Source organism: Chryseolinea lacunae, from assembly GCF_016735595.1.
GTDB lineage: Bacteria > Bacteroidota > Bacteroidia > Cytophagales > Cyclobacteriaceae > Chryseolinea > Chryseolinea lacunae.
Genome location: NZ_JAERRB010000002.1, coordinates 366,810 through 388,178, shown reverse-complemented (window position 1 = coordinate 388,178; position 21,369 = coordinate 366,810). Strand labels below are relative to the sequence as shown.

The window sequence follows — 21,369 nt, the reverse complement described above, 5'->3', positions numbered from 1 at the left end:
CTTGTCATGCGGACCGCGTCAAAAAAATTCAGGGCTACAGACTATGATGTAAATCATACAGGAATTCTGACGTCTATCATGAGTGCAATGGAAAAAATGATCGTGATTGATCGCTATACGAAATAAGATGTCACTCACTACCACTCAGCATCTGGATCTCTCGCCCAAGCCCGGTAAAAAATATTGGGGGAAGGACGCCCGCGAATGGCGTGAAGAATTTATTTACTTCCTGATGGTCGATCGTTTCCACGACAGCAAAGAACGAACCGCGTTGCCTGGAGCTGGAAAAACAAGGGGCTTTGGCACGTCCAGCCAATTGATGCAAGCGTGTGGCGGAACCTTGCAGGGTGTCCGCAAACACTTGCGCTATATTCAGGAACTCGGGTGTACGTCCCTTTGGCTAAGTCCTGTTTTTGAAAACAACGTCGGTATCTATCACGGCTATGCGATCCAGGACTATTTGCAAGTTGACGCGCGCTTCGGAACCGTAGACGATCTTGCCGACCTGGTGGATGAAGCACATGCCATGGATATGCGTGTGTTTCTGGACATCGTGCTACATCATTCCGGCGACAACTGGTCCTACCCAGGCGACTTTCCATACTATTATTACGAGGGCGCGACATTCCCGTTCGGATCCTGGCGCTACGACAAAAAACCTTCACCCTTGGAGCTGCGCAACCCCGATCTCTATGAACGGAAAGGACAGATCAGGAACTTTGATTGTTATCCGGAAACACGCGAAGGTGATTTCGAAAATTTAAAGACATTCAAAAACGACGATTCACCCGAGGCTCTCTATGTGCAGGATATCCTCACTAAAATCCATTGCTACTGGATCCGTGAAACGGATGTAGACGGATTTCGCCTGGACGCTGTCAAACACATGGGCGAAAAGGCAATAAGTCAATTTTGTTCGCTGATACGTGAATATGCCTATACGCTCGGCAAGCACGACTTCTTTCTCTTCGGTGAGCTGCTTGGGCCCGAGGAATTGTACAACCATTACATCGGCCCAAAAACATCCATTCAGGTAGAAGACAAGGCCATCTATTATGGACTAAATTCAGTTCTTGATTTTCCATTGTATCATGTTTTGGCCGACGTTATTCTCGGAAAATCTACCCCCGAGAAACTGATCGAACGCTACGAATCCCTTCGAAAAAATGCGTTGTCTCGTGGAGAGTTCGGCGAATTCCTGGTCACTTTTATCGACAATCACGATCAGGTTGGCCAGGCTATCAAGACACGCTTCGGACACGACGCGACCGAAGAACAGATCATTGCCGGCATGGGTTTCTTGTTGTGTGCCCTGGGCACACCGTGCATCTACTATGGCACCGAACAGGGCTTTCAGGGCGCTGGCGCCTGCGATTGGAACATACGTGAAGCCATGTTCAGCCTCGACAACGACACCCAGAATGTTCTCAATCAACAAAACCCGATTTATCGCGAGATCGCCACCATCGCGAATTTGCGCAAAAAAAATGCTGTCCTAAAATTCGGAAGAATGTATATGCGTGAATCCTCTCGCTCCGGCAAAAACTTCTATCTGCCCGTTTATGCCGACTGCATGTTGGCGTTCTCACGCATATTGTATGACGAGGAAATTCTGGTGGTCTACAATCATTCGCTGACAAAATCGGATGAAGAATACATCGTGGTCGACAAGCATTTGAATGCAGAAGGTTCTGTGTTCAGGTTTTGCTATGGCGGCAAGGGAAAAATACATGTGTTGAAAAACGAAGACGGCAGTCACCATTTTGTGAAGGTGAAGCTCAACCCGGGTCAGTTTGTGATCTTAACCAATCAAAATTCAGCCGGTCTTTCCGGTGCATTGCGTGGTGACGAATTTCAGGCCCCGGCGTGACCAACATCATCGCCATGGTGGCTGCTTGGCTGTATATTCATTGCATGAAAAAAAACAAGTCAAATCGGATCGCTACGTTCATAGCCCTGTTGACACGTTTTCCCATTCACCAGGACCGTGCGCGCCAACCCGCCAGCGCGGCGACGCATTTACCTCGGTCATAAAAAAATGCGATGGTTTTGATCTCCTAAATTCACAGCTATGCAACTCGATTTTGAAAAGTACGCGATGAAGGGAAATGAATTTCTTCACCAACTGGAAGAAAATCTTCACACCGCCGACCGTGATCGTGCGGCGAGAATTCTGAAGGCCACTTTTCGCGTGCTTCGGAATCACCTGACCTTTGAGGAGTCTTTACAATTACTGGCGCAACTCCCCATGGCGATAAAGGCAGTCTACGTTGACGGGTGGCAAAAAAAGGATCATTTCAGGATAAAAAACTCTATAGACTTCATCCAGGAGATCGCCGAAGCAGACGGTATGTCGGTGTGGACAGACTTTGCCAGCCTGGAAGACATGCAACATGCTGTGAATGCGGTTATTCAGACCATGAACCTATATGTTAGTACCGCAGAAATAGACCAGGCACTGAACACACTGCCAAAGCAAGTCCGTGAAATCCTCACCCTGGCACACCGGCCATAAAATTCCCGCCCGGAAATTTCGCACACCATTCATGTCCGTTCGGACGGCACGAGACCACGCAGCCTCAACAGTCGCTCCTTTACGGCGCAGGATTCAGCACCTGTCGATTCGCGAGAGAATGCATCATATTGATTTGGTTCTACGCGAAGAAAAACAACTTCATCAACCTCTCTGCCCATTGCTGCGGTGGCATGGGGAGCCGCAACAGACAACGCCAGCACAACCTTCCTTGGGTTTTCTTTTTTGATGCCCACCAGGCAGGCCATCACACTGCTTGCTGATTGAAGAGATTCTTCTGCCACGATCACCGTTTTATCCTTGAGCGGCAGGCGTGGCACTGCGTCGTGATAATAGCGATCTTCGGCATCCAAGCCATGGCGGATCATGGCAATTTGGTGCCCCACATAGTCTTGTGGGATGCCGTGCGTGAGTGGGCTGAGCACGATCTCATGGGTGCTCACCGACGCAATGCTTTGCGTGGGGTCGGCCGGATGGGCAATCCTTCTGCACGGCATCACATCAAACGCGAGATGCAACGTCTCCGCCAGGGCTGCGGCCGTCAACGCGCCACCCGGAGGAACTCCCACAACCACGGCATCGGAGTCCTTGTAGGCTCGTAACCTGGCACCAAGCATTCTGCCAGCATGATCACACCTTTGAATGAGGGTATTGCGCCACGTCTGCATATTTTTTTTTCAAAAATACCACAGTTTCGAATGCAGGTGCTATGAGCAGCATCACGAGTCCCCGAACTATCCGATGATAACAATCTGTAGCGACCGCGAGAAACGTCACCAAATCTTTCGTCTTTAATGTTGTACTTCATGCCACATAAATCAAGTATGGCAAGAATGGAATCCAAAAACCAAATGAAAGTCCACAATAAGCATATTCTGCTCATCATCGCCTTGGTTATTGCCCTGATCTCGCTGGCGATAAAAGTCTGGGGTGTTTAGTTATCGCGTGCGTGAAGCTGAATACACTCGGCAATGTTCTCTTCATCGAGAATGCCCTCCGATTGCTGGCCGGTGCCCACGAGGATCAATTGTTTTTTATCACGTTGCATCAGGGTCCACGCTTCGTCCAGGGGCATGTCTTCCGAAACATATGCACAATGTGGATCGTCTACAGGCTCCACAAGCGTTTCGCCACCGCATTCTTTCATTACCGAAAATATGCCGTCACGAATAATGGTACCGATCGGCCTACCCTGATCCGTGACGACGAAGTTCCGGTTTTGTGTATCGAGAATTCTTTGCGCGGCGTCCTTCATGGACTGCAGCCGATCAAGCGAAGGAATTTCAAGCATGATCATGTCGCGCACCGATAGCGATGCAGAAACTGTATGGTGCTCACCGTTACAGACTCATACTGTCCGCTAACCACAATAAACAGGCCTGTGAATATATGATTACCTGCCCGAACGAAAAGCAGACTGCCATGTCATGCTTTTCGTGTCTCTTTCCGGCAACACATTTATCGAAGGTTCGCAGTGGTGGTTCGTGTTTTTTTCCGGGGGTTATTTCAGATTGTTCATGCCGTGTCCCATCGCACGGACAACCGGGCATCTTTCATCGTGTGTCGGCAATTCGGCCAGCCACAAACGCAGATACCGATCAATGGCTGCCAAATCGGCGCTCTCTCCGTTTTCAATGTAAGCGCCGGAGGCGGCCATGCCCAATAGCAGGCAATGCACCAGAGAAAGTCCACAAAGTTGTCCCAGGCAATAGCCCGCATTGAGATTATCGCCCCCGCCAGTTTGCACTTTCGGATGCAGCACCACCCGCCCCAGAACCTCGGTTACTCCGTTTTTGTGATAGGCAATAGTCCGATCAATGGGGTGTACCAACAGACAATCAATGCGCATCGCCTTAAACAAGACCTCGCCAGCCTGTGTCACGGTAGGTAGCGTTTTATCCCTGGCGTGGCGGGCATAGTCGGCACCCTGGAGGGCACACCATATCCGAAGCGCTTCGTTTTCGTTGAGGCCCAGTGTTACTTTTCCATAGTGCGAGAAACAGCTCATGAGATCCAACACCTCATCAATTTCCTGCGTGCTCTTTTTGGAGGGGTCACACAGATCGAAAAAGAAAAGATAGTCTTTCCTCCGCGATGGTTTTATAACGTCCTGTAGAACGCCCTGCCAAATGTTGCCGGCATGCGGCAGATTAGCCCAATCCACAAACGCGATAACGTCGCTGCCCGCGACAGCCTTCTCCACCCGTTCCAAACCTATTGTTTTCACAATGTAGGCCCAGTCATAGCGATCAAAAACATCCAGGTCTGAAAAAATCATTTTGCCATCGGTAAACTCAACTGCCTCACTGTGGCCAGGGTCGATCACGCTAATCACCTCACACCGATCGCTGAGTTTTGAAAACAAGGCATGTTTCTCCGGATACCCCATGCTGCCAAGACACCTGCTTTTTATGCCCAGGCGCCCGAGTGCATGGCCTAGAATTGGGGCGTTGCCACCGGGCTTAATCCGTTCGGTCAACATTTCAATCTGTCCGCTGCGGCCTGCGGCGGCACGGATACGATCCGAAAATTCACCTAACGTCTCGAAGCAAATCGCGTCGCGATCCTGCCGCTGTTTTACCGCCTTCTTCACTGTGTCGATGAAGCCATCGAACCCCACAAATACACTTTTCTTCATCGGGCAGGTCGACATTTTTTCAATCTGTTCCCGCAATTCTTCCAATAACGCTGAATAATTCGCCGCCATACGCTTTCTGTTTTTTTTTGAAAGTACAAACCTCCAGGTATCTGGCAAATGACCAACCTTTAACAAAAAGATGATTTGCGTCAAGGTCGCCAACGCGAACGTCGTCAAGAGTGGTGTCGTTGCCCATCATAGCATCTTGCCACGGGAGATTTTTTACCGTCGATTCACCCCCTCGGGCGAACTGTTCGTCACGGTGATCGTCTGTAGCATGCAATCCGTGTAGCCAACCCTGGCGAACAATCCACCACAACGTGTTAGTCTTGCGGCCTTGCCATGATATATCTCACAGACAGGCTTGACATCTGTCAGCGGCGGCGACCCTGCGAGCAGGTACCTTTATCAATGAAATAATTGTAGTATGGCACCGCACTTCTATCACGTGAACGTGACCTGGAACAAAGATCGCAGGGGCGTGATGTGTTCACCTGAAATTCACAACAGCACAGCCGAACGTACCTGTATCGAGGTGGCTACACCGCCAGAATTTCCAAACGGAATTCCCGGCATCTGGTCGCCCGAACATCTGTTCACTGCAGCTGTGAGCAGTTGCTTCATGACCACGTTTTTATCCATTGCCGAGAATTCTAAACTTGATTTTAAAACGTTTCGTTGCGATGCACGCGGAACGTTGGAGCAGCTTAACAACAAATATAGAATGACGGAAATCCTGCTGGAACCTCATCTGGTCATCGTGCAAGAAAAAGATCGCGACCGCGCCTTACGCGTGCTGCAGAAAACTGAATCGGCCTGTCTGATCACGAACTCGATCACCACGAAAGTTACTATGCGACCTCACGTTGAAGTGCCGGCAAAACTTGAACTAACATGAAAACACGCATTGCCTCCTCTGCAGAAAGCCCAGGTCCTGTCGAAATTCCGCAACCTGGCAAACTTCCAGAAACCACCCCGCCCAAAGAACCCACACCGGTTGTATGGCCACAGCCCACGCCGGAAATCAAGCCAGCAGAAGAACCGCTGACGATTCCCCCTACCGCGCCGCGCGAGGTTCCGGCTCCCTCCCGTAACGCAAGCTCCCCGGGAACGCCCTGGTGATCCTGAACGCGATGTTTCTTTTTTAAGTTGGCGGCTGGGATTCGTTGTAGACAGAAAAGGATGATGACAGTCTTCACATCGCACCCGCGTTTGTGCTGGTGACCGGGCAACCCACCATCCGCAACATGCTGACTCAGATCAGTCCCGAGCCATGATCATCGTCATCGCTTTGCTTGTGACATTTTTCCAACTTTGCTTAAACAACACTTTGAAGCATGATCGCTCCACTCGCCATCACCGGACACTATATTCTGCAGCCTGGCCTCCTTGAGAAACACAAGAAAACACTCGAATGGTTGTCGGCCTCTGTGCTTTGGAAAAGGGAACTCGCATTCTTTCAAAAACTATTGGATCAGTACGCACCCGATTTTTCATCGCTTGCCGACAAACAACAACTCGACCACTTCCAAAATTTGCTGCTCTATTACAGAACGGAAGTGGTCGACACCCTGGCAGACACCCTTCGTCAACACGAAAAACAACTTGCCGAAATCCTATCGACACAGGACGAAACAAAAACCGGATATTTTAAGGAACATGACCTCGTGATGGCGCAAATGGAATCGTTTAACACCCAGTTTCAGGAATATAAATCCACGCTATTCACGTTTATCGAAACCGCGATGTGATGTAGCCGAAGAACCTTGGCATGAAACGTTTCAATCATTTTGCGCACAATCAGTTTAAGATCCTCAAAACCCACCTTGAGGCCTATCGTGAAAATCCCGATGCTGAGGGAGTGCATCAAATACGCGTCGACATAAAAAAAATAAAAGCGGTGTTAGAAACCATAGGTGCATGCCGAAAATCTTTTAAGATGCACCGCCAGTACGTGCCTTTCCGTACAGTGTTTCGAAGCGCCGATATCATCCGTAGGTTGGATTTGTTCCACACGCTGGCGTCAGAGACCGAGGCTGCAATACCAACATCAACTGCGGCAGAAGATGGACCCTGCTCCGATTTTTCAATCGTCGTAGACCGTTTCGCGAAGAAAATCAAAAAACGGAAAAGAAAAATCGAACCGTGGCTGCGAGGCGTTCACAAAAAGCCGCTACGCCGGTTCCTGAAACGTCTTCAAAAACAAATCCGTTGCAAACTCTATCCTCACCTTTCCATAACCGACATCCATAAGACACGAAAATCTGTCAAAACCGTCTTATACATCGCACAAGCCACCCACAGTTTGAAAAAAGAAAAAATACATTTCTTCAACGCTCTGCAAGAATCTATCGGCATGCTGCACGACAATCAATTGTTGCTTGCCACCTCGACGCACGCAGCCGACCGCCACGCGGCAAAGGTCGCGATCACCCATGGAATTCGTAAGATCAAAGCCATGACAGTCCGGTTTTATCGCCCGAATCCAAACAATGTCCATCACAACGCCACGGCTGTGTGAGGCTTGACAAAATCATCAATCTTACGAGAAAAATACATCAAGTCTTTGGGGGTGATCCGGTAGGCGGAAGTGAACTTGTCCGCATCCATTTTTTTCACCTCCAACATTTCCTTCACCCACAACTCGGCTACCCGTTCGGGTGGCGTTTCCAGAATCGACGCAAGCTCTTTTTCCAACGCTTCGCGCTGATTGTTTTGCCCGCCGCCACACACAGTAATAAAGGAGTAGTGCAAAATAAATTTGCTTTCTTCCCGTAGAAAGGTCCTCAATGGCGAAGCCATTTTACCGGCCCATACGGGGGCCACAAAGATAAACCGGTCATAGCGCGCCATCGACCAGTTCCGGGGTTGGATTGCCGGGCTTCGACTGAACAGAATATCCAAAAAAATAGACAATGGCCCACGTTTCCGAACAGTTTCCAGTTGAAGGATGTCGCAGTTCAGCTTTTCGTGAAGGTGCTTTGCCAGCTGCTCATTATTGCCCGAAAAAGAATAATAGACAATGATCGTTTTCATAAGCACACATTTTAAGTTATTAAAAACCAAAGACAGGCCGCAATCGGTGCGCTGCCTGGCATTAAACTTCATCCGAAGATAACCTCCATCTGTTCATCGTTCGCTGATAAAAATCATCGGTTCAACCTCGTTTTGATCAGCTGCACGACAATACAATCAGAACAGGCCGTTCTCTGGAATTCACTATAATTCTCAAACCAATAAAATCACTTTTTTGCCGGTACGCATTCAGCGTTCCATGTGAATCACGTGCAGAAGGGTGAAGATTCGGCACAGACTTGTGCCACGCAACACACGCATACTCTTACATAGACGCGTTGAAAACCAATCTCGATTTTCAGTGCCGGACGCCTCGGGTCTCAGCAAGGAAGCTGTGGCGCTTACGCGCCACAGCTCAAAAATTACCACAACATATGTCATGGCACATCATCCGAAATGTTCCCGTGAAACTGTACATAGCGTGAACGGCCATGCGCAACGGGACATCAATCGGCGAACACTTCCGAATCAATTCCGATGCGGTTGTCAACGGTCAACACTCCGGGCGATGACCACGCAATGCGTTCGGCCTCCTTCTTCTCGGCATACGACCTCACCGTTCCGGTCAGCGTGAGCCGCGAGCCCTGAGCGTCAAGTTTTACCGCCGACGAATCGACCGTGGCGCTGCGGTGAAATGCGGCAGCGATCTCGCGTTTGATTTCCTGTGTATCGATCCGTTTTGTTTTGAGTCCGATGAGGTTGGTGACACCTTTTACGCCCATCAGATTTTCGATGCTCTCCTCGGCCGACAACCGTTGGAATGCCCACTCCACCTCGCCGCTCATCGTCACCCAACCGTCTTCAACCTTGATCGCCATTTTGCCCTCGTCCACCAGCGTGTTCCACCGCAGTGCGTCGCGAATAGCTCCTGCAATTTCTGTGTCTGTTTTTTTGAGAGACGACGGAATCTTCACTTCGATATCCGAAGCAACAACCCTCACACCTTGCACACGCTGCGCGGCCCTTTCGGCAGCTATCTTCTTACTATAAGTGTCCACCAGGCCCGACAGCGTGATCACGCCGTCTTTAGCCGCCACGCCAATCTGGCTGGCAACACTACGCAAATTCGAATCCCATTGGAATTCGGCCATAACATCGTTTTGAAGTTCTGTGTTTGTTTTCATACTATTTTTTTTTAGGATTGAACATACGAACCACCCACAACAGGTTTTCCAGACACACAAAACTATTTCTCACAGCGCAGACCGTGCCATGAAAACGGTCACGCACTTTCTATGATTTGAATCATCCAGCGTAGATCAACCAATCTCGGGCTTTGTGATTTTTATCAGACATATCCCCAACCGATATCATGGTGGTAACGAAACGATTCGTATAGTATTGATAACATTTTCAGCACGCATACAAACACTTAGTAAATTCCCGGCAAAGAAGTATCCCCCATGCACGACGCCGGATCGCTGAATGATTTAAAAATGGTTGTCAACCTATAACAGAAATTCTTATGGACACCACCGACATCGATGATCTGCTTGCCGAAAAAGACACGCCTTGTGTGTCAATCGTAATTTCTACGCCACGATTCACAAATCCAAGAACCAGCAACGCGGTAGTCGTCAGCAAGGCGCTGCAGAAAGCACGTTTGCTACTGACCCACAGTGCCTGGCCGCGCGACAAGATCAACCGTTTGGAGATACGGTTGGACGTCGTGGCTTCAAAAATCGACACCATAGGTCTGCAAAAAGGACTGGCTATCTTTATTTCCCCTGCGGTCTTCAAAATATATCTTCTTCCCTTTTCGGTAAAGGAAAAAATCATGCTTGGCAAAAGCTTTGAGCTTCAGGAAATGATATACTATGCGCAGTTTCTTGAACCATATTATCTGCTGGCGCTAAGCAAGAAGAAGATTCGTCTTTTGAAAGGCAGCGGTCAGGAATTGCAGGAAGTCGAAAACGCCGATTTCCCAAAACACTATCAAGAGGAGTTTGAATACGAACATCCCAGCATCGGCACATCCTTCGGCAACACCCTCAAAGCATTCGAGAAAGACAAATCGGAGTTGCAGTCCATCCGGCTGGAAGCATTCGTCCGAAAATCTGACGCCGCTTTGGGTAAGTATCTCAAGAAAGATACGCCCCTGTTTATTGCCGGGGTGAGCGAAGAAGTGAGCAGCTTCGAAAACCTCAGCCACCACAAGCAGCAGCTTACCGGGGTGATCAAAGGTAACTATGACCATGATGCCGTTCACCCGCTCGCCGACAGCGTCTGGAACACCATACTTACGTCGGTGAAGACCCGGCACCATGATTGGCTGCGCAAACTTGACGAAAGCATGGGCTCACACATGGGCACGGCCGGAATCCGAAACGTCTGGCGAGCGGCCTCCGAAGGCAACGTCTTTGTCTTGCTTCTGGAAAAGGACTATCACGTCACGGCCTACTCGGATGCCCAAAATGCCAGGCAGCTTTACATCACTCCACCCCTGGCCCAACACCATATCGTGCCCAACGCGGCCAGCGAGGTAGTGCGAATGGTCAAAGAAAAAGGTGGACAGGTGGTGATCGTCGATAATGACATGCTTCAGCACTACAAACACATCGCCATCCTACTGCGCTATGAAGAAACGGTGGAGATATAGCCATCTCGCCTACGCTAAGGCTTCCCTTCAAAGCAACCAAGCTCCCAGAAACGCCTAGCCATCCAAAAAGTCCGATCACCAGATTGCCCGTCAGTTCGGCGCCGCTGTCGTTTTTTCTTCACGACAACAATACATTATCATTTCATTTTTCATGGGTATCAGCAGCGTGCCAGGATGAAGAAATGAGGTTGAATTCTCTGGGCTCACCGGCAACCGATCCCTGACATAAGTTCCGGAAACACCTGACAAATATCATCAACCATTCTCTGTGCCAACAATAATTTTAGTCAGTCAAAAACAACACCGCATCATGGAGATTGGCCATCAACGAATATTCCTTTTGCTGTATGCCTGGATCGCGATAACGATGATTTGCTGCATTGGCAAAATCGAAAAAGCAAGTCCTGTGGTTCGCAACATCACCGAATCCGTCTATGCTTCCGGTACGGTGAGAGCCAAAAATCAATACGAGGTATGCACCACCGTTGCCGGCACAATTCACGACATCTTGGCAAACGAGGGTGCTCTGGTGAAGCAGGGAGATATTCTGGTGCAACTTCATCACAACGTATCCACACTCAACACCCAAAACGCCAGGCTGGCGTCCGAATACGAAGATTTTCAAGTCAATCAGACAAAGCTCAATGCAGCCAGGGCAACCGTTGCACTGGCCAAAGCAAAGATGGTGAATGACTCACTGCTATTGACACGCCAACGTAACCTCTGGAGCCAGGGCGTGGGAAGTCGTATCGAAGTGGAACAACGCGAAGTGAACTTTCTCAATACATCAACCGCCTATCGTGTCGCTAAACTCAATTACGCCGACCTGTGGAAGCAGCTCCAGTTTGCCGATGCGCAGGCTAAAACCAACTGGCGGATCAGCTCAGCACTTGACGACGACTACATCATCCGATCGCGTGTAGACGGCCGGGTCTACAAGGTCCTCAAGGAAAAGGGCGAGTTCGCAAATCCACAACAACCCATTGCGATCGTGGGCGATGCAAACGATTTTTTACTGGAACTTACCATCGACGAATATGATATTCCACGGTTGCAGGTGGGACAACGTGTCATTCTGTCGCTGGATAGTTATCGGGGAGAAATCTTCGAAGCAAGAATCCAAGAGATTGAGCCCTTGATGGACCCGACATCTCGCTCATTCACCGTCAAGGCCAGCTTTGCTACCAGGCCAGCCACGCTATATCCAAACCTGTCTGCCGAAGCAAACATCGTTATCCGTGCAAAAGAAAACGCACTAACCATTCCCCGCACCTACCTGCTTTCCGATTCGCTGGTTGTGCTGGCTAACGGCCAGAAAAGAAAAGTAACTGTAGGAGCGCGTGACTACGCGTATGCAGAAATCCTAGACGGCCTGTCCGGGAGCGATGTCATCAAAAAACCGTCACCGTGAATTTCAAGCTCATCATGCGCATTGCCCGATCGCTTTTGCTGGCCCGCTGGCGGCAAACTTCTGTAGCCGCAGCGGGTGTCACCTTTGGCATCACCATGTTCATTGCGTTGCTCAGCTTTATGATGGGACTTAACGAAATGCTCGACGATATGATTCTCAGCAGGACACCGCACATCCGACTCTACAACGAAGTCAGGCCCAATGCGCACCAGCCCATCAATTCCAGTAAGTCCTTTAGTAAGAGCTACAATTTCATCCGTTCTGTAAAGCCCGGTTCCAGTCGGCAGGAGATTTATAACAGCCGTGCCGTGCTGCAGACATTGCGCCGCGACCCGCGTATCAAGGGCGTTGCTCCAAAAATCACGGCACAGGTTTTTTTCAACGACGGGCCCGTCGATATCACCGGCGTGATCACGGGCATTGACGTAGCCGAAGAAGACAAAGTTTTCCGGTTCAACGAATACATTGTCGAGGGAAAGCCGAGTGATCTCAACGACGTTTCCAACAGCATTATTCTGGGAAAATCACTCGCCCATAAATTACTCGCCCAGGTGGGCGACGTGGTGTATGTAACCACAGCCCAACGCCACGCTTTCTCCTTGAAGATTGTTGGCATATATCAGTCAGGCATCGAAGAACTCGACAAAGTGCAGAGCTATACCTCACTGGCCACCGCACAGAAAATCTGGAACCAGCCGGGCGATTATATCACCGACATCCACATTCGCCTGCACGATCTGAAAAAGTCTGCGCAGCTGTCAACCGAATTCAGTGCCCTGTTCAACACCGATGCCGAAGACATTCTAACGTCAAACAGTCAGTTTGAAACAGGCTCTTTTATTCGCTCGCTCATTTCCTACGCGGTGGGCGTAACACTGCTTGTGGTGGCGGGATTTGGCATCTATAACATCCTTAATATGTTAATCTATGAAAAAATGGATTCTATTGCCATTCTAAAAGCCACGGGGTTTGCGGGCCGCGACGTGAACCGAATTTTCATGACCATCGCCCTCTCCATCGGCTTGGTCGGCGGATCGCTTGGCCTGATCTTTGGCTTTCTGCTCTCCTATGGCATCGACCACATCCCGTTCAACACGGCTTCATTGCCCACGCTCAAAACCTATCCGGTAAGCTACAACCCCGCGTTCTACTGCATCGGTGCCTCGTTTTCATTAATCACAACCTATCTTTCAGGATGGGCTCCCGCACGCAAAGCCAGTAAGATCGACCCGGTGGTGATCATCAGAGGCAAATAAGCAATCATCATGGCAGCACGAAACGTTCTACGGGCCACACACATCAGTAAGAGTTTTCACGACCCTATAAACATTCCTGTGCTCAAAAACATATCGTTAACGATAGACCAAGGCGAATTTGTATCGATCACAGGCAAGTCAGGCTGCGGCAAATCAACCTTGCTCTACATTCTCTCCACCATGGACACCGACTACGAAGGAGAGCTGGTCATTGACGGAAGCGTCATGAAAGGAAAAACCGAACGGGAACTCGCCCGCGTTCGAAACGAAAAAATTGGGTTTGTCTTTCAGTTCCACTACCTCCTCAATGAATTCACGGTACTCGAAAACGTAATGCTTCCCGGGCTCAAACTAGCCAGTTCTTCCGAAGAACATATTCGTGCCCGGGCCATGGAACTGCTGCGGCTGCTCGATATTCACGCGACGTCTTCAAAGAAAGCCCGACAATTGTCCGGGGGTGAAAAACAGCGTGTCGCCATTGCCCGGGCCCTTATCAACAGGCCCGCCATAATTTTGTGCGACGAGCCAACCGGCAATCTCGACAAAACAAACAGTGAATCGGTATTCAACATTTTCAATCAACTCACCACCGAACATCACCAGGCCTTGCTGGTGGTAACGCACGACCAAGAGTTTGCAAAAAGAACCCACCGCATCATCGAAATGGAAGACGGCCGAATCGTATCATCCGCGACACCGCCGGAAAAGAAATCGCTCGATACTGCCCATCTCTAAACACACACCCAAGTTGCAAGCCTGCCTGTCACACAAGAGCATCACCACCCATGCAAAGCCGTTAGAACCATCGCATGGTTTCAGTGCGACAACTTCTCCAGCTTGGAATAATTTAACACCTTTATGCCTTCTCCATAAATATCGATCAGTCCCTCATCTTTAAAATCCGCTAAAGTCCGATTAAGCGATTCCGTTGCCGTACCTACGATATTGGAAATGTCTCTCCGCGCAATCGTGATAAGGGTGGGCTTATTTTCTTCGGCAAACCTGGAATTGATTTTCAACAATGCGCTGGCCACGCGCTGCCGAACAGATTGATAGGCAACCTCGAGCAAACGGTCTTCCATCTCCTCAAGGTTATTGGAAAGCATTTTGATGAACTTCCGGGCCACGTCCTTACTCGAATAGATCAGCGTAATGAAATCACTTTTTGGAATGATCGTAAGCCGTGCTTCCTCCAGCACCTCGGCATTCTCATTGTAGACCTTGTCTTCCAGGAGGGGCACAAATCCGAGAAATTCTCCTTCGCCATGGATGCCGGTAATTAATTCCTTGCCGTTGCAGTTGACCTTATAGGTCTTCACCTTTCCCTTCTCAATAAAATAGAGATCGTTGGGGCTTTGCCCCTCCATAAAGATCAGGTCTTTGCGTTTGAACGACCTCACGGGCCGGTTCTCAGACAACTTTTGAAAATCTTTTAATTCACGGGCCTTGTTGAAGAAGGCGCTTACGTCGCCAGCAGTGTTGCCAAGCGACGTCTTCAGGAATTCACTCTTCTTCAGCCTTGTTTCAACAACTTTCAACAAATCATGCCCATCGAAAGGTTTGGTGATGTAGTCGTCGGCGCCCAGATTCATGCCTGCACGAAAATCTGATTTATCAGCCTTGGCCGTCAAAAAAATAAACGGGATGCTGGCCGTATCAGCGTCTTTGTTCAAAATATGCAACACTCCATACCCATCCAGTTCGGGCATCATGATATCGCACAATATCAAATCGGGTTGAGTCCGCTGTGCAAGATCAACGCCAATCTTCCCATTCGGCGCATGGGTAACATCATACCGCGCCAGGTGGAGAATGCTGGAAATGTTTTCAGCCATTTCCGGATTGTCTTCAATAAGCAAAATACGGTAGCTCATAGCATAGGTAGTTTAACAGACTAACACGACCTAACATCCAGATGAGGCATCCTTATGCACGCACAAACACATCGCTCAAAAGTAGTTCCCTGCATAAAAACGGAATGCGCGTAAAACCAATATGAGGTTGTAGTCTGCAAAAGATCTGCCTGATAGGCATGCTAAATTAATGTCACCGCAGGATCTGCCCGATGAGTATCGTCAGTGGTCAAAGTGATTTTAATCAGAAATCGAGTGCAAAAAAGAACACGCCGTGTCCCTGGCCTATCAACTCTCCTGTAGTCTCAGGCCCCGATGATTTCTCTCATCGCCAACACCAACAGCCATCGTTTTCAACACCATCACACCACGGTACCTTAGGGTAAATATCAAGCACCACCGTAATATGAAACTTCAACCTATCGAGGATTTTCGCCAACAGCATGTGCGGGGACCTCACTTGCGCTATTTTGTGCTGACCCTGACCATCACATTTCTGGTTGCGCTGATACTGGCGACGATAACCTACATATACTTCCGACTTGCCTACCCCGCGGATTAATGTGGGACTCTTCTGTGGCTATCAACACGATCCTCGCCCACGCGGAGTGAGTATTCAACAGTTCCGTGCGCGCTGCCGGTTACCCGTTAGAAATCCACCTAATGCATTTTTCCAGCGTCCGGAATATTTTTTATCTTCAGGCAGCAGCCAGCAGAACCGCAGCTAAGATATTCAAACCACGCTTTGTCCATGGAATTTATTGACTACTACAACGTACTGGGCATCGACAGAAACGCCTCTGCCGATGAGGTTAAAAAAGCCTATCGCAAACTGGCCCGGAAACTTCATCCGGATTTAAATCCGAACGACAAGGACGCACACAAAAAATTTCAGCAAATAAATGAAGCCAATGAAGTGTTGAGCGACCCTGAAAAGCGCAAGAAATACGATCAACATGGCAAAGACTGGCAGCATGCCCCCGAGTTCCAACAACGGCAACAACACAACAGCCGACGTGAAACCTTCTCGGATCAGGACTTCGCCGGCGAAGGCGACTTCTCGAGCTTCTTCGAATCGATGTTTGGCCGACAGGCAGGACGCAGCCAGGCAAAGTTCAGGGGACAGGACATCCAAGCAGAACTTCACCTCGAACTTGCCGATGCCGCGCAAACACATCAGCAAACCCTTTCGGTGAACGGGAAAAATATCCGCATCACCATTCCCGCCGGTGTTGAAAATGGTCAGACCATCAAATTGAAAGGCTACGGCACACCGGGAGCAAATGGCGGCCCTTCCGGAGACTTGTATATCACCTTTCAGATTTCCGACCACCCCCACTTCAAACGGATTGGAAACGACCTTTTCACGTCGACTACCATTGACTTGTATACGGCCTTGCTCGGTGGCGAAACCACCATAGACACGCTGAGCGGCAAAGTGAAAATGAAAATCAATCCCGAAACTCAACCGGGCACCAGGGTTCGCTTAAAAGGAAAGGGTTTTCCGGTCTACAAACAGGAAAACCAAACAGGCGATTTGTATGTAACCTTCGACGTGAGGCTTCCCACCCGCCTAAGCGAAAAACAAAAAGCTTTGTTTACTGAATTAGCACAACTAACCAAATGATTATGGAACGCGAAGACAAAATTTCGGCACGTCTATTTTGCGCTCACCACAACATAGCGGTGTCGTTCATCCATTCGCTTTCCAACAGCGGCATCATTGTTACCGAGAAAATCGAGGATGACATCTATCTACCGCTATCGGAATTGAATCGGCTGGAGAAAATAGTTCGCTTTCATTTTGACCTTGATATTAATCTGGAAGGCATCGAGACCATCATCCATTTGCTGGACCGGATGGACGATATGCAAGACCAAATCACCAGGCTAACCAACCGTATTAAAGCTTATGAATCCTGAAGGGCATCGGCCACACTACTTACACCACACTGCAGTGGCTGGCCACGCAAATCGCCACGCGGGCAACGCCTCACGACACATTGTCGGATGGTTCCGTATTGCGTTCAACCCTACTCTGTGAAAACACAGGGCACCCGCCAAGGGCTGCCATGTGTCATCGCCTTTTGAACCTCCATCTTTTTTCTGGTCTTCACGCCCCTCTCCAACAGTTGGAAACGTTCGTAGAGAATATCAAAAGCGTTAACCAAAAGTCGCGCGGGTGACGTAAAATTTCGCCTTCAGACATCAACGGCCGCGAACGCCATGCCGCACATAAAACACATTTTCCTTTTTTCGTTCTGGCACCTTCGGTTTTTCAGCGCCGTAGCCTAGTGCAATACCGATCAACACCTGGTCTGCGTCGGCAATGTCAAGCAGCGAATAGAGGTTGGTTCGTTCTATAAATTTCCCCAGACCAACCGGGCAGGTACAAAGCCCCGCAGCACTTGCCGATAGCATAATATTTTGCGCGCACATACCAATATCCAATGCGGCCCATTCATTCTCCTTTGGAGCCGCTATGAGGATCACTACAGAAACGCGGTCATGTTTGGCATCGTGTAAATATCATTTGCCACGAGTCGGATCTGCGCATCCATTGCATTGATCAAATCATGCTCGGCCAACACATAGAACTTCCAAGGTTGTAGATTCATGTCCGAAGGTGCCATACGGCTGGCATCAATGAGTTCGTCAATTACCCGACGCTCCACTGCCCGGTCATCATATTTCCGCACTGCCCGGCGCTCGTAAATTATCGTCACTACGTCTTGCATTGCCTTACATAGGCCGTTGCTTCAGCATGGTCCACGTTCTCGCTTCAAAGCCATCGCAGCCGATTAAAGTTAGCCACACGGCGTCACGGGATCAATAACCGATATCATCACTTCAAAATACCTGCCTCCGACCAAGTTCATAACCGCTTTCTTCCGGAACCTTTGACACCCGTTCACGAAGCGCCGACAAGAAAGAAATTGAAAGGAATTTAATCATTCGATGTCTATGATCTTTATCAGCACCAAGAAGCACAATATGCCCTGAGAAAAAATTGCGAACGGGCAAAAACAAAACTGCTGAAATATGAAGTGCACAGGCCGCCACCTGATAGACGGAGTTTCATATTCCAGCAGCCCGTTAACAACAACGGAAATAGGTCTATAGAAATTCCGCCTCGCTGTTAAGTTTCACGCGCATTCGCTTTCCACTGTTTTCAAGCATGAGCTTATAAATCTGCTTATTGGCAGAGCCGCTATTCGCATGATACGTCACAACATACACGTCGCGCGAAATTGTCCAATTGGGGAATTTTTTAGCCACGGCTTTGCTGATTTGGAGCGGCACGGCTGTGTTTTTAAATCGTTCGGCAGTACGCAGCAGTTTACCATCTTTATCATAGAACGCCAGGATTTTCCCGTTTGGAATGAAGAAGCTCACGATATAATTGTCATACTCATCTTCATAGAATTCGGCGCCCTTCAGATCATAGGCTGCCGCATAGTGCTCAAGCATATTCACCGGCTGGGCCGCGTCTTCCGGGTTCACCGCGTTGAGATATTTGTACCTTGCTTCTGTGACCGTAATTTCAGGAAGGGTTTCCTGTGCCAACAGGTAAACGTTGCTTGTCATCATCAACACCCCGATAACGAGGTTTGTCCGAATAATGGTTGAGGTTTTCATACAGTATAGTGTTTATGTTGAGAAATAGCTAACACACGAAAGGTGCCTGTTTTTTATCGGGAAGGAAATGATATTGCTCAGCAAGTCGTCAGATGTTTGATATGAAACACCTTTTTCGGGTGTGGAAATCGGCCTGCTGCTCAAGCGTAGGGATTGTATTGGTTCGATGGAAACAACAAAACAAGGAATGGCTACGGTCGGCGCAGCGATTCCTTGTTTCCCCATTTCTATTATTTCTGTATTATAATCTTCTTCGTTTTTATGCCTGTATCACTCACAATCTTAATAACGTACACCCCATTAGCAGACGCGGGCATTTCAATAGGCACCCGCTGAACATCGTCAAGAGTGTTGACCTGTTGCGACAACGCTTCATTACCGTAGCGGTCCACGATCTGAATTCTAACGGGTGTAGCGCCCCAATTGATCCACTGAAGAACGAACGAGCCTCCGCTTGGATTCGGATACACATAGATATCTTCCTCGTCCTCGTCTCGCGCAGCAATGGCGTCTGCATGATGCTCCTCACCATCCACCCGGCACGAACAGTTATCTAACATAGCCCCATGACGCAGCAAACTTGCCACCGCATGGCCATCCACACAAACCGACTTGCCATGGCGACGGTGCGAATCCAGACATACTTCAATTTTTTGCAGACGGCTACCACACCGCACATCAACTACCCTAACGGATAGGCTGTCTGTCTTCTCACATCCGATCATATCACGCACCACGACGGAATACGAATAGGTTCCGGCCACAGTGGGATTCACGGTAATCGACTTCGTATGTTCCCCCGTCGACCATGTATAGAGAAACGTATTTCCGGCGTAGGGCTCTCCTCCTGTTACTTTCGCCGTGAGGGTGAGCGAGGAAGGCCCATATCCCACATACAACGTGTTGGGCATCCCTCCCCGCTGAACAGCATAGCTATCGGGAATACGCACTGTCATTTTTGCCTGAACTACGATAGTGGTTTCCAGCGTGACCACCTTTCCCGTCGCGGAAATCACTCGCCAGGTAATCTTGTTGATGCCCGGATTAAAAAATCCGCTGGCATCTATGCCCGTGCCCGAGCGCGTGGTGGGTCCGGAGATAGTGTACGATACTTGCGGCGTGCCGCAGGGATCATACACCACCAGCGGAATCACACCATAGCGATTCGTCGGACTGTAGCAAAACAACTGCTGCGGCGAGAAGAGAACCGGATCACCACATGGTGTATACTCCCATACATCATTTAAACTCCCGGTGTTGTTACCTCCCGTAAAGATGTAGCCTTTGGTGGCGGTACTGAACGTTGTTGCCGATTCGCGCACCACACCGGGGAAGTCAGTTTTTTTTGTCCAAAGGTCAGCCCCCGGAAAATACTCCCAGAATTCGGTCAGGTAGCCATAGTTAAAACCATTTCCCACGTAGCCGCGGTCGTTTATGCTAAAGGCCGAGGCATTAACACATGGGCCGCCGCCAAAGCTCGCCTTTTGCGTCCAGGCATCTGTCGTTGGATCATATTCCCATAGGTCATCCTTGCGCGTGTCATAATAGAAGAAACCCAATCCCACGTAGGCTTTATCTCCAATGGCCATACCAATAGCACCCGTCCTTCCTTCCGTCGGTATTGATTTCTTTTGCGTCCAATGATCGGTTGCCGGGTCGTACTCCCAAAAATCATCGAGATACACGGCGTCCACAAATCTATTGAACCGGTAGGTTCCTGTTCCCATATACCCCTTGCCCCCGATGCTAAATCCTACGGCAAGCCCGCGGCCTCGCTCTCCAAAGCTTGCCTTCTGCGTCCATGTGTCGCTCGCGGGGTCATACTCCCAAAGGTCGTTATACCAGGTCCAGTTAATGTCGCCAGGTGTATAAGAGCCCGTGCCGATGTAACCCTTGTTTCCAATGGCGAACCCTGCCGCAGTGGTTCTCGCCCCCCCGGGAAAATCTGCCTTCCGGGTCCATGTGTTGTTGATGGCATCAAACTCCCAAAAATCATTGTAGTGATTCCCCGCGTCGTCGTTGCCTAACCCAGCGTAGCACTTATCACCAATACAAATCCCGACAGCGCCATATCGCACACCGCCGGCAAACGCAGTTTTCGATGTCCAGGAATCCTGGGACCACACACTTCTGACACCCACCGTCAGGACCAGAAGAATCAGGTGAATTTTCGTTTTCATTTTTGTTAGAAGTTTGGATTTATTTAGGATGGTACTTATTGTCCCTGTACTCACGTTCAGCCCAACATATTTATTCACCGACCACGGCTGTCCGGCTAGGATTCTATATATCCCTATGCACTACCCGCCAACTTTAGAAATGTAGCAGCCTGACCTGCGCAACAACAATGACCTTCATCACGTGA

Annotated in this window: 22 protein-coding genes; 12 read left to right on the top strand and 10 right to left on the bottom strand. The window is 49.4% G+C overall.

Going from position 1 to position 21,369, the window contains the following annotated elements; translation table 11 throughout:
• Positions 1-127 precede the first annotated feature (127 nt).
• Positions 128-1,870 carry an alpha-amylase family glycosyl hydrolase gene (locus JI741_RS07410; RefSeq protein WP_202008407.1) on the top strand — a complete coding sequence of 581 codons (1,743 nt, stop codon included), beginning with the start codon at positions 128-130 and terminating at the stop codon, positions 1,868-1,870.
• A gap of 201 nt (positions 1,871-2,071) precedes the next feature.
• Positions 2,072-2,515 (top strand): DUF2267 domain-containing protein, encoded by a 444-nt coding sequence (locus tag JI741_RS07405; RefSeq protein WP_202008406.1) that lies wholly within the window; start codon positions 2,072-2,074, stop codon positions 2,513-2,515.
• A 29-nt stretch (positions 2,516-2,544) separates the two neighbouring features.
• Here JI741_RS07405 and JI741_RS07400 read toward each other — a convergent pair whose 3' ends face one another.
• The 3 genes from JI741_RS07400 to JI741_RS07390 form a co-directional block, all read right to left on the bottom strand.
• The gene (locus tag JI741_RS07400; RefSeq protein WP_255534523.1) at positions 2,545-3,201 is read right to left on the bottom strand and encodes a phosphoribosyltransferase family protein; all 657 of its coding nucleotides are present in this window, start codon (positions 3,199-3,201) and stop codon (positions 2,545-2,547) included.
• Between the two features lie 266 nt (positions 3,202-3,467).
• Positions 3,468-3,830, bottom strand: coding sequence for a CBS domain-containing protein (locus tag JI741_RS07395; protein WP_202008404.1), 363 nt, complete (start codon positions 3,828-3,830; stop codon positions 3,468-3,470).
• 204 nt (positions 3,831-4,034) lie between these two features.
• Positions 4,035-5,348, bottom strand: coding sequence for a carbohydrate kinase family protein (locus JI741_RS07390; RefSeq protein ID WP_202008403.1), 1,314 nt, complete (start codon positions 5,346-5,348; stop codon positions 4,035-4,037).
• A 277-nt stretch (positions 5,349-5,625) separates the two neighbouring features.
• Between JI741_RS07390 and JI741_RS07385 the strand changes: the two genes are divergently transcribed.
• The 3 genes from JI741_RS07385 (at position 5,626) to JI741_RS07375 (ending at position 7,692) form a co-directional block, all read left to right on the top strand.
• Complete coding sequence (locus tag JI741_RS07385; RefSeq protein ID WP_369411734.1) at positions 5,626-6,069, top strand: OsmC family protein; 444 nt, start codon at positions 5,626-5,628, stop codon at positions 6,067-6,069.
• A 439-nt stretch (positions 6,070-6,508) separates the two neighbouring features.
• A complete protein-coding gene (locus JI741_RS07380; protein ID WP_202008401.1) occupies positions 6,509-6,922 on the top strand; it encodes a hypothetical protein in 414 nt (137 codons plus the stop codon).
• Positions 6,923-6,942: 20 nt separating this feature from the next.
• Positions 6,943-7,692, top strand: coding sequence for a CHAD domain-containing protein (locus tag JI741_RS07375; RefSeq protein WP_202008400.1), 750 nt, complete (start codon positions 6,943-6,945; stop codon positions 7,690-7,692).
• Here the strand turns inward: JI741_RS07375 and JI741_RS07370 are convergent.
• On the bottom strand, positions 7,671-8,279 hold the full coding sequence (locus JI741_RS07370) for a flavodoxin family protein (protein WP_202008399.1): 609 nt from the start codon (positions 8,277-8,279) through the stop codon (positions 7,671-7,673). The two genes, JI741_RS07375 and JI741_RS07370, sit on opposite strands and share 22 nt — an antisense overlap.
• Before the next feature lie 413 nt (positions 8,280-8,692).
• Complete coding sequence (locus JI741_RS07365; protein WP_202008398.1) at positions 8,693-9,370, bottom strand: BON domain-containing protein; 678 nt, start codon at positions 9,368-9,370, stop codon at positions 8,693-8,695.
• Between the two features lie 341 nt (positions 9,371-9,711).
• Between JI741_RS07365 and JI741_RS07360 the strand changes: the two genes are divergently transcribed.
• The 4 genes from JI741_RS07360 (at position 9,712) to JI741_RS07345 (ending at position 14,247) form a co-directional block, all read left to right on the top strand.
• The gene (locus JI741_RS07360; RefSeq protein ID WP_202008397.1) at positions 9,712-10,845 is read left to right on the top strand and encodes a baeRF3 domain-containing protein; all 1,134 of its coding nucleotides are present in this window, start codon (positions 9,712-9,714) and stop codon (positions 10,843-10,845) included.
• Between the two features lie 310 nt (positions 10,846-11,155).
• Positions 11,156-12,256 carry an efflux RND transporter periplasmic adaptor subunit gene (locus JI741_RS07355; protein ID WP_236675940.1) on the top strand — a complete coding sequence of 367 codons (1,101 nt, stop codon included), beginning with the start codon at positions 11,156-11,158 and terminating at the stop codon, positions 12,254-12,256.
• A complete protein-coding gene (locus JI741_RS07350; RefSeq protein WP_202008396.1) occupies positions 12,253-13,512 on the top strand; it encodes an ABC transporter permease in 1,260 nt (419 codons plus the stop codon). Before JI741_RS07355 ends, JI741_RS07350 begins: the two co-directional genes overlap by 4 nt.
• Before the next feature lie 9 nt (positions 13,513-13,521).
• A complete protein-coding gene (locus tag JI741_RS07345) occupies positions 13,522-14,247 on the top strand; it encodes an ABC transporter ATP-binding protein (protein ID WP_202008395.1) in 726 nt (241 codons plus the stop codon).
• 80 nt (positions 14,248-14,327) lie between these two features.
• Here the strand turns inward: JI741_RS07345 and JI741_RS07340 are convergent, their stop codons facing one another.
• Positions 14,328-15,386, bottom strand: coding sequence for a response regulator (locus tag JI741_RS07340; RefSeq protein WP_202008394.1), 1,059 nt, complete (start codon positions 15,384-15,386; stop codon positions 14,328-14,330).
• 385 nt (positions 15,387-15,771) lie between these two features.
• On the opposite strand from JI741_RS07340, the gene JI741_RS07335 reads away from it, so the two are divergent.
• From JI741_RS07335 to JI741_RS07325, 3 genes are all read left to right on the top strand, one after another.
• Positions 15,772-15,927, top strand: coding sequence for a hypothetical protein (locus JI741_RS07335; protein ID WP_202008393.1), 156 nt, complete (start codon positions 15,772-15,774; stop codon positions 15,925-15,927).
• A gap of 189 nt (positions 15,928-16,116) precedes the next feature.
• Positions 16,117-16,992 carry a DnaJ C-terminal domain-containing protein gene (locus JI741_RS07330; protein ID WP_202008392.1) on the top strand — a complete coding sequence of 292 codons (876 nt, stop codon included), beginning with the start codon at positions 16,117-16,119 and terminating at the stop codon, positions 16,990-16,992.
• 2 nt (positions 16,993-16,994) lie between these two features.
• Positions 16,995-17,288, top strand: coding sequence for a chaperone modulator CbpM (locus tag JI741_RS07325; protein ID WP_202008391.1), 294 nt, complete (start codon positions 16,995-16,997; stop codon positions 17,286-17,288).
• A 285-nt stretch (positions 17,289-17,573) separates the two neighbouring features.
• Here the strand turns inward: JI741_RS07325 and JI741_RS32770 are convergent, their stop codons facing one another.
• The 4 genes from JI741_RS32770 to JI741_RS07305 form a co-directional block, all read right to left on the bottom strand.
• Positions 17,574-17,858 (bottom strand): nitroreductase family protein, encoded by a 285-nt coding sequence (locus tag JI741_RS32770; protein ID WP_202008390.1) that lies wholly within the window; start codon positions 17,856-17,858, stop codon positions 17,574-17,576.
• On the bottom strand, positions 17,858-18,103 hold the full coding sequence (locus JI741_RS32765; protein WP_202008389.1) for a nitroreductase family protein: 246 nt from the start codon (positions 18,101-18,103) through the stop codon (positions 17,858-17,860). The genes JI741_RS32770 and JI741_RS32765 overlap by 1 nt, the downstream gene beginning before the upstream one ends.
• A 379-nt stretch (positions 18,104-18,482) precedes the next feature.
• Positions 18,483-19,004: a nicotinate-nucleotide adenylyltransferase gene (locus tag JI741_RS07310; RefSeq protein WP_202008388.1), complete on the bottom strand. Its 522-nt coding sequence runs from the start codon at positions 19,002-19,004 to the stop codon at positions 18,483-18,485.
• A 230-nt stretch (positions 19,005-19,234) separates the two neighbouring features.
• Complete coding sequence (locus JI741_RS07305; protein WP_202008387.1) at positions 19,235-21,184, bottom strand: T9SS type A sorting domain-containing protein; 1,950 nt, start codon at positions 21,182-21,184, stop codon at positions 19,235-19,237.
• Positions 21,185-21,369 lie beyond the last annotated feature (185 nt).

What these genes read in the sequence shown, in the direction of transcription:
- JI741_RS07410 (WP_202008407.1), top strand. Translation starts at nt 128, where the DNA reads ATGTCACTCACTACCACTCAGCATCTGGATCTCTCGCCCAAGCCCGGT.
- JI741_RS07405 (WP_202008406.1), top strand. Translation starts at nt 2,072, where the DNA reads ATGCAACTCGATTTTGAAAAGTACGCGATGAAGGGAAATGAATTTCTT.
- JI741_RS07400 (WP_255534523.1), bottom strand. Translation starts at nt 3,201, where the DNA reads ATGCAGACGTGGCGCAATACCCTCATTCAAAGGTGTGATCATGCTGGC.
- JI741_RS07395 (WP_202008404.1), bottom strand. Translation starts at nt 3,830, where the DNA reads ATGATCATGCTTGAAATTCCTTCGCTTGATCGGCTGCAGTCCATGAAG.
- JI741_RS07380 (WP_202008401.1), top strand. Translation starts at nt 6,509, where the DNA reads ATGATCGCTCCACTCGCCATCACCGGACACTATATTCTGCAGCCTGGC.
- JI741_RS07375 (WP_202008400.1), top strand. Translation starts at nt 6,943, where the DNA reads ATGAAACGTTTCAATCATTTTGCGCACAATCAGTTTAAGATCCTCAAA.
- JI741_RS07370 (WP_202008399.1), bottom strand. Translation starts at nt 8,279, where the DNA reads ATGAAGTTTAATGCCAGGCAGCGCACCGATTGCGGCCTGTCTTTGGTT.
- JI741_RS07365 (WP_202008398.1), bottom strand. Translation starts at nt 9,370, where the DNA reads ATGAAAACAAACACAGAACTTCAAAACGATGTTATGGCCGAATTCCAA.
- JI741_RS07360 (WP_202008397.1), top strand. Translation starts at nt 9,712, where the DNA reads ATGGACACCACCGACATCGATGATCTGCTTGCCGAAAAAGACACGCCT.
- JI741_RS07355 (WP_236675940.1), top strand. Translation starts at nt 11,156, where the DNA reads ATGGAGATTGGCCATCAACGAATATTCCTTTTGCTGTATGCCTGGATC.
- JI741_RS07345 (WP_202008395.1), top strand. Translation starts at nt 13,522, where the DNA reads ATGGCAGCACGAAACGTTCTACGGGCCACACACATCAGTAAGAGTTTT.
- JI741_RS07340 (WP_202008394.1), bottom strand. Translation starts at nt 15,386, where the DNA reads ATGAGCTACCGTATTTTGCTTATTGAAGACAATCCGGAAATGGCTGAA.
- JI741_RS07335 (WP_202008393.1), top strand. Translation starts at nt 15,772, where the DNA reads ATGAAACTTCAACCTATCGAGGATTTTCGCCAACAGCATGTGCGGGGA.
- JI741_RS07330 (WP_202008392.1), top strand. Translation starts at nt 16,117, where the DNA reads ATGGAATTTATTGACTACTACAACGTACTGGGCATCGACAGAAACGCC.
- JI741_RS07325 (WP_202008391.1), top strand. Translation starts at nt 16,995, where the DNA reads ATGGAACGCGAAGACAAAATTTCGGCACGTCTATTTTGCGCTCACCAC.
- JI741_RS32765 (WP_202008389.1), bottom strand. Translation starts at nt 18,103, where the DNA reads ATGCAAGACGTAGTGACGATAATTTACGAGCGCCGGGCAGTGCGGAAA.
- JI741_RS07310 (WP_202008388.1), bottom strand. Translation starts at nt 19,004, where the DNA reads ATGAAAACCTCAACCATTATTCGGACAAACCTCGTTATCGGGGTGTTG.
- JI741_RS07305 (WP_202008387.1), bottom strand. Translation starts at nt 21,184, where the DNA reads ATGAAAACGAAAATTCACCTGATTCTTCTGGTCCTGACGGTGGGTGTC.